This is a genomic window from Butyricimonas muris (assembly GCF_046365375.1).
Classification (GTDB): Bacteria; Bacteroidota; Bacteroidia; order Bacteroidales; family Marinifilaceae; genus Butyricimonas; species Butyricimonas muris.
This window is the reverse complement of record NZ_JBKEIT010000004.1, coordinates 1-20194: the sequence shown is the minus strand read 5'-3', so window position 1 is coordinate 20194 and position 20194 is coordinate 1. Positions and strand designations below refer to the sequence as shown.

The 20194-nt window shown below is 45.2% G+C and carries 16 protein-coding genes and 1 tRNA gene; 13 read left to right on the top strand and 4 right to left on the bottom strand.

Going from position 1 to position 20194, the window contains the following annotated elements; all coding sequences use genetic code 11:
* Positions 1-65 precede the first annotated feature (65 nt).
* Complete coding sequence (gene floA, locus ACK8P8_RS07940; RefSeq protein ID WP_099294405.1) at positions 66-1055, bottom strand: flotillin-like protein FloA; 990 nt, start codon at positions 1053-1055, stop codon at positions 66-68.
* Between the two features lie 3 nt (positions 1056-1058).
* Positions 1059-1532: an NfeD family protein gene (locus ACK8P8_RS07935; RefSeq protein WP_444860992.1), complete on the bottom strand. Its 474-nt coding sequence runs from the start codon at positions 1530-1532 to the stop codon at positions 1059-1061.
* Positions 1533-2018: 486 nt separating this feature from the next.
* Between ACK8P8_RS07935 and folE the strand changes: the two genes are divergently transcribed.
* From folE to ACK8P8_RS07900, 7 genes are all read left to right on the top strand, one after another.
* Complete coding sequence (gene folE, locus ACK8P8_RS07930; protein WP_099294409.1) at positions 2019-2645, top strand: GTP cyclohydrolase I FolE; 627 nt, start codon at positions 2019-2021, stop codon at positions 2643-2645.
* An 18-nt stretch (positions 2646-2663) separates the two neighbouring features.
* The gene (fabD, locus tag ACK8P8_RS07925) at positions 2664-3539 is read left to right on the top strand and encodes an ACP S-malonyltransferase (RefSeq protein ID WP_186978658.1); all 876 of its coding nucleotides are present in this window, start codon (positions 2664-2666) and stop codon (positions 3537-3539) included.
* Positions 3540-3742: 203 nt separating this feature from the next.
* Positions 3743-5803, top strand: a complete 2061-nt coding sequence (locus ACK8P8_RS07920; protein WP_410025736.1) for an HD family phosphohydrolase — start codon at positions 3743-3745, stop codon at positions 5801-5803.
* A gap of 18 nt (positions 5804-5821) precedes the next feature.
* Positions 5822-6853 (top strand): LacI family DNA-binding transcriptional regulator, encoded by a 1032-nt coding sequence (locus ACK8P8_RS07915; RefSeq protein ID WP_099294415.1) that lies wholly within the window; start codon positions 5822-5824, stop codon positions 6851-6853.
* A gap of 133 nt (positions 6854-6986) precedes the next feature.
* Positions 6987-7913, top strand: coding sequence for an ATP-binding cassette domain-containing protein (locus ACK8P8_RS07910; RefSeq protein WP_099294417.1), 927 nt, complete (start codon positions 6987-6989; stop codon positions 7911-7913).
* 3 nt (positions 7914-7916) lie between these two features.
* Positions 7917-8639: an ABC transporter permease gene (locus tag ACK8P8_RS07905; protein ID WP_186978655.1), complete on the top strand. Its 723-nt coding sequence runs from the start codon at positions 7917-7919 to the stop codon at positions 8637-8639.
* Positions 8640-8652: 13 nt separating this feature from the next.
* Complete coding sequence (locus ACK8P8_RS07900; protein WP_099294421.1) at positions 8653-10149, top strand: GldG family protein; 1497 nt, start codon at positions 8653-8655, stop codon at positions 10147-10149.
* 15 nt (positions 10150-10164) lie between these two features.
* Here the strand turns inward: ACK8P8_RS07900 and dapA are convergent, their stop codons facing one another.
* Together dapA and ACK8P8_RS07890 are read right to left on the bottom strand one after the other, a co-directional pair.
* Positions 10165-11037: a 4-hydroxy-tetrahydrodipicolinate synthase gene (gene dapA / locus ACK8P8_RS07895; protein ID WP_227216815.1), complete on the bottom strand. Its 873-nt coding sequence runs from the start codon at positions 11035-11037 to the stop codon at positions 10165-10167.
* Position 11038: 1 nt separating this feature from the next.
* Complete coding sequence (locus ACK8P8_RS07890; RefSeq protein ID WP_099294425.1) at positions 11039-11557, bottom strand: DUF6913 domain-containing protein; 519 nt, start codon at positions 11555-11557, stop codon at positions 11039-11041.
* A 164-nt stretch (positions 11558-11721) separates the two neighbouring features.
* Here ACK8P8_RS07890 and ACK8P8_RS07885 point away from each other — a divergent pair.
* From ACK8P8_RS07885 to ACK8P8_RS07860, 6 genes are all read left to right on the top strand, one after another.
* Positions 11722-11794, top strand: a tRNA-Arg gene (locus ACK8P8_RS07885).
* A 113-nt stretch (positions 11795-11907) separates the two neighbouring features.
* Positions 11908-12492 (top strand): RNA polymerase sigma factor, encoded by a 585-nt coding sequence (locus ACK8P8_RS07880; RefSeq protein ID WP_141561007.1) that lies wholly within the window; start codon positions 11908-11910, stop codon positions 12490-12492.
* Positions 12493-12561: 69 nt separating this feature from the next.
* Positions 12562-13764: a FecR domain-containing protein gene (locus ACK8P8_RS07875; RefSeq protein ID WP_369859063.1), complete on the top strand. Its 1203-nt coding sequence runs from the start codon at positions 12562-12564 to the stop codon at positions 13762-13764.
* A gap of 41 nt (positions 13765-13805) precedes the next feature.
* The gene (locus ACK8P8_RS07870) at positions 13806-17303 is read left to right on the top strand and encodes a SusC/RagA family TonB-linked outer membrane protein (protein WP_369859064.1); all 3498 of its coding nucleotides are present in this window, start codon (positions 13806-13808) and stop codon (positions 17301-17303) included.
* 18 nt (positions 17304-17321) lie between these two features.
* Positions 17322-18758 (top strand): RagB/SusD family nutrient uptake outer membrane protein, encoded by a 1437-nt coding sequence (locus ACK8P8_RS07865; RefSeq protein ID WP_099294433.1) that lies wholly within the window; start codon positions 17322-17324, stop codon positions 18756-18758.
* Positions 18759-18777: 19 nt separating this feature from the next.
* A complete protein-coding gene (locus tag ACK8P8_RS07860; protein ID WP_369859065.1) occupies positions 18778-19947 on the top strand; it encodes a redoxin domain-containing protein in 1170 nt (389 codons plus the stop codon).
* The last annotated feature ends 247 nt before the right edge of the window (positions 19948-20194 follow it).

Here is a 20194-nt window from a genome sequence, read left to right as displayed (position 1 = left end):
AAAATGCACAACCTGAATTTGATTGTGCATTCATAATCACGTAGAAACTTTCCAGATTATTCCGTCTACTTCTGCGTATTCTTCTTATCGTTCGGCTTAGCGATCGACTCCCGCATACTCGTGTCCGCCTCGATATTCTTCATTTTATAGTAATCCATGATACCGAGATTACCGTTACGGAAAGCTTCTGCCATAGCGCGCGGCACTTCGGCTTCCGCCTCGATCACCCGGGCGCGCATCTCTTGTGCCAGAGCCTTCATCTCGTGTTCGGTGGCAACTGCCATGGCGCGACGTTCCTCTGCCTTCGCTTGGGCAATCTTCAAATCTGCCTCTGCTTGGTCTGTCTGCAACTCGGCACCAATATTCTTACCGATGTCGATATCGGCGATATCAATAGACAAGATTTCAAAAGCGGTACCGGAATCCAATCCCTTGCTCAACACCACTTTCGATATAGAATCCGGGTTCTCCAATACTTCCTTGTGCGAACCGGCAGAACCGATAGACGACACGATACCCTCGCCGACACGTGCCAGAATAGTTTCTTCCCCAGCACCACCGACCAATTGACGGATATTAGCCCGCACGGTAACTCTCGCTTTGGCGATCAACTGGATACCATCCTTTGCCACCGCGGCAACGGGAGGAGTATTAATCACCTTCGGGTTTACACTCATCTGAACGGCCTCAAACACGTCACGCCCTGCCAAATCTACCGCCGTGGCAATCTGGAATGTCAAATCGATATTCGCCTTGGACGCCGACACCAAAGCGTGTACCACTTGAGCCACGTGCCCACCCGCCAGATAATGCGCTTCCAGAAGGTCGCGGTAAAGTTCCAATCCGGCTTTCTTGCCCTCGATCATGGCACGCACGATGATAGTAGGCGGCACTTTTCTCCAACGCATCAACACCAGTTGCAACAATGACACCTTTACATCGGACACCAACGCCTGAAACCACAACCCGATCGGAATGAAGTAGAGAATCATCCAAAGCAAGAACAATCCACCCGCGATGACCGCTACCAGAAAAAACAAACTGCTATTATCCATCCTTTATTCTGTTTTTAGTTTAACAATTATCTTATTTTTATACACCTTCAATACCACAACATCCCGGTTTTCATCTACAAAACCCGAACGGGATTCCGCTTCTACCACGCTGTCACCAACCCGCACTTTGCCCATGGGAGCCAAACGCCCTTGGGTAATCCCGACATCCCCTTCCCGTATCGTTTCATCGACACCTTCCACGGTACTGTCAATCTGCGTGTTCAATTGCATTCGCCGCCATGTCTTCGCCCGAAGCGCGTACCACGTCACCCCGAACCCGCAAACAGCCGTCCCGAGCAACGTGAAATGCCCCACGGTAGTACCCATGGTAGAATAAGCCAGCCAAATAGCCCCGGCAACACAAGCAAAACCAAGAATCCCGGCAACATTCACCCCCGGAAATACTAGAAATTCAAGAATCAACAGGACAAAGCCTATCGCGACGAGCATGAATAACACAAACCACTCCATATTCAATGTTTTTAATCTGCTAAAGATAGTTTATTTTTAATATATGACAAAAATCTACTTCATTTTTATATCGACTTCAAGTAAATACACGAATACCCCCACTTACCCTATCCCAAAACAAGGAATAAACTATACCGATAAACGGGTTTTAGGCGAGTTTTGAGTGGGTAATAGGCGACATCGCCTACTGTTCGCCTGCACTTCGCCCACTCATAGCCTACGTTTTAATAAGAAATATGCTTTTTTAACGTGTGCACAAAACACGCTTCCCGTTACCTTTCCCTCCCAAATCTCTCCCAAACTTCATGCATCGCGAGAGGTCAACCCTCGTGCAACGGCTACATATCCCTCTCGCAACGGAACAGCATTCCCTCCCCATTTCTTGTCATTTTTCATCCTCGATTTTCAATTCTCGATTATTATATTTTACTTTGCATCGAATTTTCCATCACTGACACGAGTGATGAATCAAGCACCTAAAAGAGAGTTTGAATGAAATACACGGAATTGGATGACGAAGAAGAATTTTACCGCAAGGTAGAATATTACAATAAAACAAAAACGGAACAATTAAGTTACCATTATAAAGAAATACTGAAACTGCTGGGTGAGGATGCAGACAGGGAAGGATTGATAAAAACCCCGTACCGTGTAGCGAAAGCCATGCAATTCATGACAAGGGGATATCATGAAAACCCGGAAGAAATCCTGCGTTCCGCCCTCTTCAAAGAAGACTACCGCCAAATGGTGATCGTGAAAGACATCGAGATATATTCCCTTTGCGAACATCACATGCTGCCCTTCATCGGGCGGGCGCACGTGGCATATATCCCGAACGGGTATATCACGGGACTAAGTAAAATAGCACGGGTAGTGGAAGCCTTCTCCAGAAGATTGCAGGTACAGGAAAGACTGACGAACGACATAAAAAATTGTATTCAAAATACCCTCAATCCCTTGGGCGTTGCCGTGGTGATCGAGGCGCAGCACATGTGTATGATGATGCGGGGTGTACAAAAACAAAACTCGGTAACAACAACCTCCGACTTTAGCGGCGCGTTCGAGAAACTTGCCACGCGGGAGGAGTTTATCCGATTAATTAGTAACAAATTTCATTAGGAAATAAACAAAACGAGTATGAAAAAAGCATTTGTTTTTCCGGGCCAAGGCGCTCAATTCGTGGGAATGGGTAAAGACTTGTATGAAAACTCTCCCGAGGCGAAAGAATTATTCGAGAAAGCGAACGAAATACTGGGATTCCGCATCACGGATCTGATGTTCAACGGAACTGACGAAGACCTGAAACAAACCAAAGTAACCCAGCCGGCAATATTTCTTCACTCCGTGATACTGGCCAAATCGTTGACCGAGAAACCGGACATGGTTGCAGGTCACTCGCTGGGAGAATTTTCCGCGCTTGTGGCTAACGGCGCCCTCTCGTTTGAAGACGGATTACGTCTGGTACACGCCCGGGCACTTGCCATGCAAAAGGCATGCGAGGCACGCCCGTCAACAATGGCGGCAATCCTAGGTTTGCCGGATGAAACCGTGGAAAAAGCACTAGAGGAAATTGATGACGTGGTGGTACCCGCCAATTACAACAGTCCGGGACAAATCGTAATCTCCGGAACCATAGAAGGCGTCACCGCGGCTTGCGAGAAATTAAAAGCGGCAGGAGCAAAACGGGCTCTCCCGTTGAAAGTAGGCGGCGCATTCCACTCCCCTTTGATGGAACCCGCCCGTCAAGAATTGGCGGATGCGATTAAAAACACGCACTTCTCCAAACCGATCTGCCCGGTTTACCAGAACGTGAATGCAAAACCCGTATCGGATCCGGAAGAAATCAAACAAAATTTGATAGACCAATTGACAGCATCCGTGCGTTGGACTCAAACCGTGCAAAATATGCTGGCTGACGGAGCTTCCTCCTTCCTTGAAATCGGTCCCGGATCAGTTCTCCAAGGCTTGATCAAGAAAGTTAGCACCGAAGTGGAAACCGCGGGAATGCAATAGGTGTTTGCCGACGGCAAACGTTACAGGTTGCAGGTTGAGCCTTTGGCTCTGCAAGTTACAGGTTAAAAAGAACTCATTCAAAAACTTGTAACTTGCAGAGCCGAAGGCTCAACTTGTAACTTGCAACAATTTTAAAGCCTCCCCGTAGGAGGCTTTAAAATTTTATTATATCTTTGAACAAAGATAATTCTATAAAGTCGAACATGCTAAGTAATAAAAATAGAAAACATCGTACGATTCAACACGTGTTCAAAATCAGTACGATCATTATTATCTGCGGTATAATAGTTTTGCTACTCCCCAAGATAGAGGGATTCAAATACTCTTACCAGAAAGGAATGCCGTGGAAATACGAAACGTTAATTGCCCCGATTGATTTCCCCTTGCACAAAAGTTCCGAGGAAATTACAGCCGAAATTGAAAAGATCCGGGAAGAACAGCCTCCCATTTTCAATTACACGGAAGCAAGTTCGGATGTACAGATCAACAAATTCGCTGAAAAATTAGGCGAGTACAAAACTTTGTTCAACGGGAACGACATCAACAAGATCGTGACAAAGTTACGAGAGATATACTCTCGCGGAATACTTCTAATGCCGGAAAAGTTCAATACAGACAAAATCAAAAACATTCTGGTCGTTAAGGACGGTATTGCCCAAGAGGAAAAATTCTCCAATGTCTACACGCTGAAACAAGCATACGAAACACTGGTAGAATACGTACAAAGTCTGCATCTCGCGAAAACAACCGAGGAAAAGATCCTCAGCATGGGCTTGAACAACTACATTAACCCGAATCTGGAATACGACCTTACCAAAACAGGACTGGCGGTAGAAACCAGCATGAAAAATATCACGCCGACACAAGGCATGATAAACAAAGGGGATATTATCATCTCCCGAAATGATCTGGTCACCCCCGAAACATACAAGGTACTGGAATCTTTCCGTATAGAACACGAGCAAAGTCTAGGTTCGACGGTAGACCGAATCAGAATCACTGCCGCCCAAACCATCCTGACGCTGATTGCCATACTCAGCTTTTCCATGTTTCTTTACATATCAAGAAAAAGGCTCTTCTACAACACGAAAGACTTCTTTTTCCTGTATAGCATGTTCCTGCTGACCATTGCCGTGGGCAGTATCAGTTATTTCCAGAATATAAATATTCTCGCGATACCCGTGCTGTTCTTCCCGCTCATCGTGAACATACTGTTCGGCACACGTCCGGCACTTTACCTGCTGTTGGGCACGACCATGCTGATCTCGTACTACGCCCCGAACAACTACATGTATTTCTTCATGCAGATAGCGGCGGGAATCGTGGCCATGTTCAGCCTCTCCCATTTGCAGCGCAGATCACAATTATTCATCGCGCTGGCTTTGATATTCTTGACTTACGTGCTTGTTTACGGGGCTTTCACGCTTATACAGGAAGGTTCATTTGCCCCCAAACACTTGTTTGCCATCCTTCTGTTGCTTATCAACACGGTATTACTAAGTTTGATTTACCCGGCACTCTACCTCGTGGAAAAACTTTTCGGGTACACCTCGGAAATCAGTCTACTGGAATTCTCGAACCCGAACCACCCGGCATTGCGTAACCTCACGAAGAAAGCACCGGGAACCTTTCAACATTCCCTCATGGTTGCCAACCTCGCGGAAGAGGCGATTTACCATATCGGCGGCAGTCCCCTGCTGGCACGTACCGGGGCATTATACCACGACATCGGTAAATCCTACAATCCGATCATGTTCATCGAGAACCAGACCGGTGGGTTGAACCCGCACAGTAATCTGGATTTTGACGAGAGCGCCCAACTTATCATCGCACACGTCACGCAAGGACTTGAACTGGCGAACAAGTACAAACTGCCGGAAGCCATCAAGAACTTTATCCGCACACACCACGGCAAAAGTCAGGTGAAATATTTTTATTACTCGTTCAAGAACAAATACCCGGACAAAGAAATAGACGAAGCACTATTTACCTATCCCGGTCCCGATCCGGTGAAAAAAGAATGTGCGGTGGTCATGATGGCGGATGCCGTGGAAGCCGCTTCCCGGGCTCTGGAAGTAAAGGACGAGGAAAACTTGACAAATCTTGTAAATAATATTATAGACGGTATGCTTCAAGAAGGAAGATTCGCCAACGCGGACTTGACATTCAGGGACATCTCCACCGTGAAGCGAGTATTCACGGAAATGTTGATCAACGTGTATCACGCCCGTATAGCCTACCCGAAATTAGAAAAAAAGTCGTGACCCAAACATATTAAGTATATGACAACACAGAAGCCTGTAACAATCAAGGACATCGCGGAGAAACTGAAAATATCGGTATCAACGGTTTCCCGTGCTTTGAAAGACAATCATGAAATCAGCGCTAAAACCCGCAAAAAAGTGCAAGACTTGGCCAAGCAACTCGGGTACAAGCCCAATCCCCTTGCCGTCGCGCTGAAAACGCACAAGAGCCACTCGATCGGGGTTATCGTACCCCAGATCGTGAGCACGTTTTACGCTACCGTGGTAAAAACAATCGAGGAAGTAGCTGACGGTCACGGGTACAACGTGTTGGTTATCTCCTCAAACGAAAACTTCGAGAAAGAGAAAAAAAGCGTGGACGTCCTATTGGCAAACCGGGCGGACGGAATCATCATGGCTCTATCGCACGAGACAAAAGAATTTGACCACGTGAAACAAATCCAAGAATCCGGAATCCCCGTGGTATTATTCGACCGCACAACGGGTTCCGTGGAAGGAGTATCGAGAGTCGTGACTGACGGTGTTACCGCTGCCTTCCAAGCGATACAACATCTCGTGTCGGTCGGATGCAAAAAGATTGCCATATTAACCGGACCGGAACAAATAGCCATCGGCGGCAAACGCATGGAAGGTTACCGGAAAGCGCTGGAAGCAAATCATATACCTATAAAGGAAAATTATATCCGTTACTGTTCGGACTTAACCGTTGAATCCGGCAAGCAGGCCACGCTACAATTACTCGAAACGCGGGAAAGACCGGATGCCATATTCGGTATCACGGATGATCTGGCTATCGGTGCGATTGAGGCGATAAAAGAGAAAAAACTCAATATCCCGCAGGACATTGCCGTGGTAGGGTTCTCCAACACGAAACGCTCCCGGTACATGAATCCCACGGTTAGTTCGATAAATCAATTCCCGGAAAAAATAGGAAAAACCGCGGCTGAATTATTGTTCGAACAAATCATAAACAGCAGGCACGCGAGGATAAGAAAAGAGATCGTCAATTGCGAGTTAATCGTGCGTGAATCATCCGATAAACACAAGTAAACGATTGTCGCTAGAAATGTAAAAACTTAACACTATTGATTAAAACCTTGTTAATTACTCGGTTAAAGATTATTAAAGCCGTAAATCATCAATTTGAATGACTATTTTTGTAGAAAACAAATAACAGCTGCCCATGGATGTCATTGTGGATAAATTAACGAAGTCTTTCGAAGGACACAAAGCCGTGGATTCCATCTCTTTTAAAGCCAAAAGAGGGGAAGTTCTTGGGTTATTGGGACCAAACGGAGCCGGGAAAACAACCACGATGAAAATATTGTCAGGCTATCTCTTGCCCGAACGCGGGAATATCAATTTCGGCGATTACTCCATCTGGAAGCAGGCAGGAAAAATCAAAAAGGTCATCGGCTACCTCCCGGAACACAACCCGCTGTACCCGGAAATGAACGTGATCGACTTCCTGTTTTTTATCGGTAAACTTCAAGACATCCCGAAATACAAAATCACGGCACGGGTACTCGATATGATCCGGTTGTGCGGACTTGATAACGAGAAACATAAAAAGATTCACGAGCTATCCAAAGGTTATCGGCAACGTGTCGGAATCGCTCAAGCCCTTATTCATGATCCGGAAGTTGTTATTTTGGACGAACCGACTACCGGACTCGACCCGAACCAGATCTTTGCTATCCGCAAAATCATCAAGACCATCGGGGAAGACAAAACGGTGATTCTAAGCTCTCATATTTTATCCGAGATTGAAACGACTTGTGATCAGGTAATGATCATGAGTAATGGCAAGATCGTGGCAAACGGGACGACATCCGAACTCCGCCGGAAATCCGACGCGGGTTACAGTTTCAAACTGGGCATCAAAGGGGACGACATACCGGTCATCCACGATGCCTTGTGCACGCTCCCGGAGATATTGCACATGGAGATTACCCAAGAGCAAAACTTCGAGATCCAGTGCAAACCCGACGTGGAAATCGGACGAACCATATTTGACCTCTGCCGGGAACATGATTGGTATATCAGTGAACTCACTCCCGTGCAGACCAGACTGGAAGATATATTTCGAAAAGTCACTCAAAACGAATAATTCATGGGCGCAGTAAAAGTTATCATAGATAAAGAATTAAAAGTCGCGTTCAACTCGCTCGCGATATACATTATTTACACGGTTTTCTTTTGCATAACGGGATTCATCTGCTGGTTCTCGTGGAAAAACGTATTTTACACCGGACAAGCCTCTTTGAGTTACTTGTTCAACGTGTTCTACTGGACGCTTTTTTTCATGGTTCCCGTGCTCACGATGAAAAGCATATCGGACGAACGAAAGGACGGCACGTTCGAACTCCTGTTCACGAAACCGATAAAACCGTGGCAATTCCTTTGCGGTAAATTTTTCGCGATACTCCTGCAAGTCATTCTATGCCTGTTACTGACTCTGCCCTATTACATTACGCTGACATCACTCGGGCATGTGGACTATGCTGCCGGGATTTGCGGCTACCTCGGACTAATACTGGTTAGCGGTTGCTATATCAGCATGGGCATATTCGCGTCGTCATTGACGTCAAACACGATTGTTGCTTTTTTCGTCACCTTTGCCATCGGGATATGGTTCCAATTCCTGTTCGAGTTTATCGCGGGACTGTTCGGCTCCGGTTTCATCGCTGCCCTGTTTACTTATTTATCCATGGGCGAACATTTCGATGCCATTCCCCGCGGAGTCATCGACACGAAAGACTTTGTATATTTCGTCAGTATTGTAACCTTGTTCCTCGCGCTAGCGAGATACTATATCAGTCGAACCAGAGCCTAATATATACCTAGTGATGAAAAACAAATTCATATATAACCCCACCTTCCTGATTTTATCACTGATAGCGGTAAATATTGTCTCCTATTTCGTTTTTGCCAGAATAGACCTCACGAGCAACAAGAAATACTCGTTGAGCCCCGTGAGCAAAAATATGATTAAAAAAGTCGATAAAGACGTTTCCGTAACCCTTTTCATGTCTGAAGGACTTTCGCAGGACAAAATGAAAATGGGACGGGAATTTAAACACTTGCTCAAAGAATACAAAACCCTTAGCAACAAATCGTTCACGATCACCACCATCACGCCGGACAACGACTCGAGAGAAATACTTGCCTTGGAAGCCGGCATACATCCCTTCTCCCAAGAAAGCATGGAAAGAGATATGGTGAAGATCCAAAAAATCTACTTCGGGGCAGTCATACAAATCGGGAACAAAAAATCGGTCATCCCCCTTATCAGCCAGCATACCCCGCTGGAATACGAAGTGACTCGCATGTTAAAAGAAGCGTGCGACACGACAAAACCGAATATCGGCTTCTTGCTGGGACACAACGAAATGCTCCGCGACAAGATCACCCAAATCAGACATGAACTTTTCCGAAACGCACGTTTGGAATCATTATACATCGACCAATTCACAGACTTGAACCGTTACAAAGTGATTTGTATCATGGGTCCCAGAGACAGTTTCAGCAAGGAAGAGATTAAACGACTCCAAGAATACTTGAAGCAAGGCGGAAGACTGTATATCGCGCTGAATCACGCGGTCGGACAAATCACAGCAAGTCAAAATAACGGTTTTATCAATCGTGTCGGTCTTGAAGATATGCTGGAAAACTTCGGACTGAAGATCAACTATGACTTCGTGATCGATAGCTATTGCGGACGAATCCGGGTATCTCAAGGACCTTTTTTCCTATATCAAAGTGAGGTCAGTTTTCCGTATATGCCAACCATACAGAAATTCAGTTCTCATGTTATCACAAACGGATTGAATGCCATATCACTACTCTTCGCGAGTAGTATGACAAACGTGAAAACCACTTCCGCCTACACGTTCACCCCGTTGGCAAAAACTTCCCCGACATCGGGAGTACAGGAAGTTCCCGTGTTCTTCGACATACAGAAGACGTGGACCCGCCATGACTTCAACCGCCCGAACAACGTCGTGGCTGCCTTATTGAATAATGAAGACGACAAAAGTGCTATCATCGTCATCTCGAATGCCAGCTTCATGGAAGACAATGACTACGATGCCCTTCGCCTAGACAACATCAGGTTTGCCATAAACTCTATCGAATGGTTGGCTGACGATTCCGGGTTGATAAAATTGAGGAACAAATACATAGTGAATCAGACATTAGAACCGGTAAGTAATTCATACCGGACATTCTTGAAATATTTCAACTTTTTCTTGCCTATCGTCATTATACTATTAATCGGCTTGTTCCAGTACAGGCAATACAAATTAAAAAGACTGAGACGTTCCCAGTCCGGATATATAGATTAAAATGGAAGGTGTGTTTTACACACCTCGTTTCAATTTCTGGTACAAAGCATCACTCACCTCGCACAAGGGCGAACGTAGTTTTTGACTGGCAATAACCCCTTTGGCATGCAAGGCTGCTTTCACCCCGGCAGGATTTCCCTCCTCGAAAAGAGCCTTGAACATCTCACCCAAGCGCAAGTGGATATCTTTCGCTTCCCCAAATTCTCCTTCCAAAGCCAAATGCACCATAGTAGAAAAGTCATACGGCAACACGTTCGCGATCACAGAGATAACCCCACTCCCGCCAATAGAAATCAAGGGCAGGGCAATGCCGTCGTCACCCGAAAGGAATATAAAATTCTCCGGCATCCCGGCAATAATGGAAGTCGCCTGTTCAAAATTACCGGCAGCCTCTTTTATCGCGATAATATTTTCAAAATCAAGAGCCAGTCGCAACGTGGTTGCAGCCGTCATATTCACGGAAGTACGCCCCGGAACATTGTACAAGATTACCGGAAGAGGCGAATGTTCCGCGATAGCTTTAAAATGATTATATAATCCCTGCTGTGAAGGCTTATTATAATAAGGTGTAACACTCAATATTGCATCTCCCTGCCTTAAATAAGGTAACGTGGCAAGTTCCTCCACAACATGAGCCGTGTTATTTCCTCCAACACCCAAGACAATCGGCAACCGCCCGGCATTCTCCTCCGTGATCACGTTCACCACGTAAGCCCTCTCCTCTACCGTCATTGTCGCGGCCTCCGAAGTAGTACCCAAAGCCACCAGATAATCGACACCACCGTCTATCACGTAATTCACGAGGTTTCTTAAAGAACTTTCGTCGATATTTCCCATTTCGTCAAACGGAGTAACCAAAGCAACCCCTACTCCCGAAAACTTTTTCATCTCAATACGTATTAATCTTTGTGAATAACTTAAACAAACGATCTACAAAAACGTCCGTATTCCGGACATTGGCAAACATAATATCATGCTCCACTCCCTCTCTGGATATACCGACCTTGCACGGCGATTTGGCATATCGTACAATGTAATCCCCCAAAACATCGGGCTGCATAGAAATGTCTATGAACACCCCTTCCGTCTTCTCCAACACCTCCCGCAACTTGGCATCCCGAATTTTCCCACCATACGTAATAGAAGACTCATCCGCGTACAACGCGTCTCCCGAGCGTTCAAATACCGATTTGGACTGCCGGATAAAAGAAAGCAAATGCACTTCCATATACTTTGCCAGAGATTTTCTAATTTTATCTACCTCTGTCCAAGAAATATCATCAGCCACCCAGAACAACACACATTCCTTCGCCGCCTCTAAATTTTGAAATGCCAAAACCCGCTCGTCCTTGACTGCCACATCCTTTAAATGATATCTCTTGAATTTCTCGACTATAAATTTAAGCATATTCTTCTATTTGTACTTGAACAACCTAACGCAAAAGTAGTAATAAAAACTATACGCACCTCGCTTTGTTATTTTTCAAACATAAAAAAAAGTATCTGAAAAAAAACACGAAACTCTTGCATAAACAAAGAACATTCCATACCTTTGCCACGCAAAATAAACAAGGACTCGTAGCTTAATGGATAGAGCACTTGGTTACGGCCCAAGAGGTTGTGGGTTCGACTCCCGCCGAGTTCACGAAATCCCCTGAAAGACATCTTTTGGGGGATTTTTGTTTCCGGCAAGTCATCCCCTTTGCATTTTACCGGATTAATACTAACTTTACCACTCCACGAAAAGGAATACCGACAGTGACAGATAAAACCGAATCAACGATTATTCGCCTGCTGGCAGCCGGAGATGAACGGTGCATGAAAATAATGTTTGACATCTACTATCAACCGTTATGCACTTATGTCATGCGCTACCTTCTTTCCGTCGAGGACGCTAAAGACATCGTTCAATCCGTCTTCATCTCTTTCTGGAACAACAAAAAGGGACATCCGTTTTCAGGCTCTATCCGTTCCTATTTATTCGGCGCTGCAAGTAAAGCCTCTTTACAATTCATGAGAAACAAAGGCAAAACCTATTTCGTAGACATTGAACTGCATATTGATGACTTTCTGGATGAAATGCTTCATGACGACGAGGCAGAACTCGAAAAAATCAAAGAACAACTATACGCCGCGATAGAAAATCTCCCCACCAATCCTCAAAAAGTATTAAAAGCCATTATTTTCAATAACACGCCTTATAAAACCGTGGCGGAAGAAATGCAGATATCCGTTAATACCGTGAAAACCTACTACGCCCGTGCGCTAGAAGCTTTGCGCAAGTCAATAGACACCAAAACATTCTCCCTCCTCTTTCTCTCTTTCCTGCATTCTGAAAAATAATTTCAAAATTTTATTCTATTCGTGTCACCCATTCTAATTTTTTGGGAATATCATATAAAACAGTGACACATGGAGCATAAAACAATATACGAACTGATAGCGGAATACAGCAACGGCACCCTCTCCCCGGCGGCGCGGGAGCAACTCCGCCATCTCATAGACAATGACAGGGAAGCCCGGAAACTATTTCGGGATATCCGGGAAGCAGAGAAACTACTAAAAACAATACAGGCACAAGAAAAACTTTCACCGCGAGAAGCTTGGGAAAACTTCTCCGAAACATTAACACACACTCGCCGGAAGAACAGACGCCTGCACCGGATTATCGGAACTGCTATTGCAGCCTCTGTCGCTTTAATCCTGCTCTTTATATTCCCGGATACACGATCGACGTATGCCCCGGAGCAACAAGTTGCTCAAACTCAAATCGAACCCGGCAGCGTGAAAGCTGTACTCAGCTACGCCAACGGCGAAACTGTCAACCTAACCTCCTCGGCATCTTCCCGCATCGTGGCTCCCGACGGTTCGACTATTGTAAACGACTCTCTGGAAGGATTACAATATAACAAGGATAATCGGGAAACAGGGCAAACCGCCCCGCTTCACATGATTACCGTTCCCCCGGGTGGTGAATACCGTTTCACGCTGTCAGACGGCACACGTGTATGGATAAACTCGTCCTCCGAAATACAATTCCCCAGTCAATTTTCCGGGAATACAAGGGAGATTTACATGAAAGGAGAAATATACTTGGAAGTGGCGCCGGATAAATCCCGCCCGTTCATCGTGCATTCGGGCAACGACCGGATTCGGGTACTAGGCACGAAATTCAACATAACAGCCTATCCCGAAGAACAAAAAACAATTACCACACTCGTCACCGGAAGTGTCGAGTTCGAACACAATAACTCGAAAATTCGCCTCTCGCCGGGAGAACAATCCATCATGGACCACACGACCGACAAACTGGAAAAACAAAAAGTCGATGTATCAATCTATACCTCATGGATTAGCGGAGCCTTCGAGTACGAGAATATGCCCTTATCATACATTGCCCGACAACTGTCCCGCTGGTACGACGTGCAATTCACCTTTGAAGCGGCGGAGTTCCGGGAGCACCCCTTTACAGGCATCGTGAAGCGAAACCAAACCTTGGAAGAAGTCCTCACGATTATCGGCAAGACAACAAATATCAAATTCGAAATATCCGGAAGAAATATTATTATAAAGAAAGCGGAAGATGCTGCAAACATCTCCCGTTTAAACAATTAATTCCATTCTCTAGGTGGAAAAAACAATTAAAGTACAATGTTATGAAAAAAAATCCATTTAAGAAACAGCATTTGAGTTTATTACTCATTTTCCTATTCGTATTCGGCATGGGGAGTTACGCTGACACTCCCGTGAAAAAAGTGACTCTGGACGTGAAGAATATGCCTCTTCGCGAAGTATTCAAACAAATCAAAGAACAGACCGAAGTAAAATTCATTTACAGCGAAGTCGAAATTCAGAAAGCCTCAAACGTCACCTTGAAATTCGAGAACCAACCGTTAAAAACGGCATTGGATCTTATTTTCAAAAACCAGCCTTACACCTATGAAATCGAAAGCGACATCGTTATCGTGAAACCGAAACCGGCGACCGACACCCCGGAAAAGAAAAAAACACGCACGATCAAAGGTCAGGTACTGGACGAAAACAACCAGCCCATCGCCGGAGCCAACATCTGGCTGAAAGGAACCACCACCGGAGTACCTTCCGACGTCAACGGAAACTATGTTCTTACATTCGACGAGAAATATAACACCGTCATGGTATCCTTCATCGGTTACAAAACCATTGAAATGCCCTTGGGTAAACAGGAAGTAATCAACTTCAAACTGGAACCCGACAAGGAAACCTTAGACGAAGTGGTGGTAACCGGATACCAAACCATTTCCAAGGAACGCTCTACCGGAGCTTTTGCCAAAGTAAGCGCCACCACTCTCGAAACCCGTCGTTTGGACAACTTGTCCTCCGTACTGGAAGGACAGGTCGCCGGGTATTCCGACGGAATCATCCGGGGAGTATCAACCATGAATGCCATGCAAACCCCGCTTTACGTGATTGACGGCTTTCCAGTGGAAAACACGACTATCGACGCCTACGGCAATGTCACGGAAAACATACCCGATCTCAACATGGAAGACATCGAAAGCATCACCATATTAAAAGATGCCGCCGCCACCTCTATCTACGGGGCACGCGCTGCCAATGGTGTCGTTGTCATCGTGACCAAAAAAGCCAAACAAGGCAAGACTCAAGTACAACTTTCCGGCTCGTTTACCATTCATCCCTATTCCTACTACACGGGTAACTTGACCAATTCGGCCGATATCATCGAACTGGAAAAATACTGGGCAACACAAAACGCCGAATTAAACAATGGCATAGACCGGGCGATTGCCGAGGCTGAAAACCTCCGGAACAACTATTCCACCCTACCCAGCGCGGGGACCAATATCTTACTCGACCTTTACACGAACAAGATTTCTCAAGCAGAAGCGGACGCGAAACTGGCAGAATTGAGCTCTCGGGGATTCGGCTTTTACAAGGATGTAGAGAAATACGCCAAACGCAATCCTTTCTACCAGCAATACAACCTGAGCGTGGGCAAAGCCACAGACCGGAATAACTTCAACCTCTCCGTCAGTTACCGGAACAACAAAGAAGAAGACCGATACACGAAAAACGATCAAGTCGGGATAAATATCACAAATTCACTTCAACTGACTTCTTGGTTGAAAGCAGATGTCGGCGTTTACATCAGTTTCAAGAATAAAACGGAACAAACATACGACTTATTCAGTTCTTACAGCGCAGGCTTCACCGCGAGTCCCTACGACCGGTTAAAAGAAAACGGCACGCCCGTCACCATTGCCGCCCAGCAAACAAAGACCGTGAGAGATAATATAGCCAATTACGGACTATACAGTCTGGATATCGTACCGCTTGACGAGCTCGACAGACGTTTGAACAAAACCAGAGAATTTAACAACCGCCTGTACGGGAAACTGGATATCAAAATCCTTCCGTGGTTATCCTATAATACCATGTTCCAATACGAATACGGGGTAAGCCGCTTGAAACGTCTGGAAGAAATGGAATCTTTGAATACCCGCCAAACGGTCAATAAATTTGCCACGAACAATAACGGAGAAGCCTTGTATAACCTGCCCGCGGGGGATATATTCTACACGCAGGAACACCATTCCAACGCGTATAATTTCCGCCAGCAAATCAATGTTGACAAATCATTCAACGACTTGCACAACGTAACATGGATCATCGGGCAGGAAATCAGAAACACCAAGCTGGAATATAGCAGTCTTACCCGCTACGGCTACGACAGCGGATTATTGTCATCACAATATATCGATGAAACCAAACTGACGGCAGGTTTCTCCGGTCTGATGAACTCGTGGGCATCGCTCACCTCTCCCCGGTCACAATCGGAATTGGTAAACCGTTTCGTGTCATTCTATTCCAACATAGCCTATTCATTCGACAACCGTTACACCCTCTCCGGCAGTATCCGTTGGGATCGTTCCAACCTATGGGGTACAAACTCCAAATACCAGAACAAACCGTTATGGTCTGTCGGGGCAAACTGGAATATCAACCGGGAAAGCTTCTTTAACGTAAACTGGATAGATTTACTAAAACTTCGGGCATCATACGGTATTGGCGGTAATATCGCGAAAGACGCCGCACCCTATCTCACGGCCAATTACTACGCGAGCACCTTAGTCGGAGGCTTGTACGGAAATATCTCTTCACCTCCTAATCCAAACCTGCGTTGGGAAAAAACAACGACCATAAACGTCGGTATAGACTTTTCAGTGCTCACGGGACGCTTGTCCGGAACGTTTGAAGTGTACAACAAAAAAAGTGTAGACCTGCTTGCCAACCAAATGGGAGTACCCACGGAAGGTTTCGGGTACAGAACCCTCTCCTTCAACAACGGGGCTATGCGTAACCGGGGATTTGAATTGACACTCCAAGGGGACATCCTCCGCGAAACCGAGTTCAAATGGAACGCGGGATTCCTTTTCGGGTACAACAAAAACAAAGTAACCAAGATTAATGTAACTGCACCCGTGTATTATCTCCAAATGGATTATCCTATGGCATACCCCAGAGAAGGAAAACCTTATAACGCTATTTACGCTTACAAATGGGCAGGATTGAGTGAAAAAGGAGAACCTCAAATGTACGATTTGAACGGAGAAATCACGACAACGAAATACACGGATCTCGAAGCGATCCATTATGCCGGGACAAGTGTTCCCGTTTACAGCGGCTCCTTCACGAACACATTGAACTACAAAAACTTTGAATTTTCATTCATGCTGCTTTACGCGGGCGGTCATAAAATACGCAACACCAATATTCCCACGATCAGCATGGGCAGGACGGTCAGTATGACGAACAAAGACATCCGTAAACGCTGGCAAGAAGCAGGTGACGAGGAAAAAACCAATGTTCCCCGCCTCTTGTTCAGCACATCCCCGGAATTTAATTACGCGCGGGAAAGCATATACGGGAAAGCAGACATTCACGTGTTGGATGCATCCTATATTAAAATCAACAATCTCTCGCTCTCGTACAGAGTTCCGGTTGAATGGGTGAAGAAAATCGGTCTTGGTGCAGCCCGTGTACAATTCAATATCGAGAATTTAGCCACCCTTGCATTTAACAGCAAAGCCGGAGTTCTTCTGGGAAGTAAGAACAAACCGAATTACGTTTGTGGACTCTACCTGAACTTTTAATTCTAAAATCGAAAGACCATGAAAAAGAAAATACAATATATACTCGTAAGTATCAGTCTTCTGATAACAGGAGCTCTTTTTTCCTCCTGCAACGACTTTTTAGACATTCTCCCCAAAGGAGAAAAAATCCCGACAACCCTCGCCGACTTCGACGCTTTTATCCGGAATGAATCAAATCATCTTAACGATGCCACACAAGCCATAAACCTATTGAACGACGTGTACATGAAACCGAGTTCCCTCACTTCTGTAACACTAAATTCTATCAACTACAACTGGCAGGAGAACGAAGATCGCATCGAACAAAACAATTCCGATGAAGCCCTCTATTACTATTCCTATTCTGCCATCGCGAATTGGAATCTCATTATCAGCAGCGTACCCGATGCCACGGAATGTACCCAAGCAGAACGGGATGAATTGATCGCTCAAGCAAAAGTACTCCGGGCAATGAATTACTTCTATCTGACAAACTATTACGCGGAAGCCTACAACAGCACAACTGCCGCCACGAAGCTATCCGTTCCCCAGATTCTCAGTATGGATATGGGGGCTCCCTCTACCCAGATCACGATCGAAAAAATGTATGGATTCATTTTACAAGACCTTACCGAGGCTCTTCCGGCTCTCCCCGAAGAAGGTACTACCGTCCTGCACCCGACTCTGGGAACCGCATACGCCATGTTGGCACGGGTATATCTCACCATGGGCGATTACACGAATGCCTTAACATACGCGGAAGAAGCCTTGAAACAAAACGATGAACTATATGACTGGCGCACCTATTACGAGCAAAACAAAGAACAAATAGAAAAACCGGACGATTGGTCAACCAGTTATCCCGCTATCGGCTTGAATAACCCGGAAAACTATATTTTCCGCTACGGGACCAACACACAAAAGAACTTCGGACAAAGCGGAGTCAACGGAGCTTTAACCATCACGCGTGCCGCCCTTTTTGAAGAAGGCGATGCCCGTTTTGCCTCTAAATGGAAAGCGAAATACGAAGCACCCGATGATATATTCTATGGTATCCGTAATGATAAATTTAACGGTGGTGGAATCTCCACGCCCGAAATGTATTACATAAAAGCCGAATGTCTTGCACGCAAAGGAGGACAGGACAATATCAACGAAGCCATGAACGTTCTGAACGCCGTACGTGTAACCCGTATCTTCGCGGATAAATACGCTCCACTCTCTGCCGCCACGACAGAGCAAGCCGTGAAATACATCATTTCGGAAAAAGCGAACGAATACGTGCAAACCGCCATCCCTTTTTGGGATATGCGTCGCTTAAATCAAGATGCCCTGTACGCCCGGACACTCACAAAAGAGTTTAATGAAAGTACACTCACCCTATCCCCGACTTCACACCTGTGGATAATGCCCTTCCCGTTGGGAGCTACAAGCAATCCGGGGAACGGAACCATAAAACAAAATGTAGAACGATAAGCTTTAAAACGACACGATAATGAAAACAATAATAATCATGATGCTAGCCATCATCACGCTAGCCACCACTGCTTGTGCTTCAAAAGATTCATTTACAATCAACGGAACAATCACCGGCTTAACCGACGGAACAGAAATTTGCCTCGTGCCGGGTTCTACTCACAAACAAGAAAAACCCATTGCAACGACAACTCTTTCTAACGGCAAATTTACCTTTTCCGGTCAAGTTGAATCACCCCGGATGTTCTACATACAATTGAAAGAAAATTCGGGCGTAATACAAGTAATGGTAGAGAACGGGGTAAATGCCACTGTTACAAGCAAGGTAGAAACCCGGGATAACAATGGTAAAGAATGGACATCTTTTAGTGATACAAAAGTATCCGGCTCCCCCATCCACGAGGAATTTCTCAAAAAAATGGCATTTAAAGAAGAATTAGAACAGATGTTTATGAGCAAAAATGAAAAACACAAGGTAATCAGCGCCCAAATAAGTGAAGCCAGAATGAATAAAAACAAAACTCTCATGGACTCTCTTGCCAAAACAAAAGAATATCAGGAAATGGCTGCAGACGAAAATCTTTTTTTCAAAGCTGCGGGGGAAAAGACAAAACAAGCCGTCATGGATAACAAGAACTCTTGGTGGGGACCTTTCCTTATGTTGCAATCCATGAGTTGGTTCGAGGAAGAGCAAAAAGAATGGTTCGCGAACTTCTCACCGGAAGCACAGAAAAGTTATTACGGTCAAATTGTTTATGAAGAACTATATCCGGAAACCCTCGAAGGCAAACAAGCCCCTGACTTTACCGTAACTGACTCTCAAGGTAAAACACTCACTTTACAAGAACTAATAAAAGGCAAAAAATACACACTCATCGACTTTTGGGCATCTTGGTGTGGACCATGCCGTCGGGAAATTCCCAACCTGAAAGCCTTGTATAAAGAATTTGCAACCAAAGGTCTTGAAATAATCAGCATATCCATAGACAAAGACAATGCTGCATGGCAAAAAGCACTTCAAGAAGAACAATTCCCTTGGCCTAATTTCTTGGATAAATCAAATATCGCCGATGCATACGAAGTAAAACTTATCCCCGCTATCTTCCTTGTAGATTCAACAGGAAAAGTCTTATCCATCAAACTACGAGGCAAAGCATTGGAAGAAAAAATAAAAGAGCTTCTCAAGTAAGCATATATCATTTCACACAGCAGAAAAGAGTAGGTATTCCTACTCTTTTTTTCATTATCTAAAAGCAAATAAATTAAATACAGTCTACAACACAAGACAAGCAACCTGCAACTTGCCGAAGGCAAATGTAACTTGCAACTCGCCGGAGGCGACTAAAACAGAGGGAGAGCTAAAATACCATTTACACCATAAAAAAAGAGCGACTCTTTTCAGAATCGCTCTTCTCTAAATCTGGCATCGACCTACT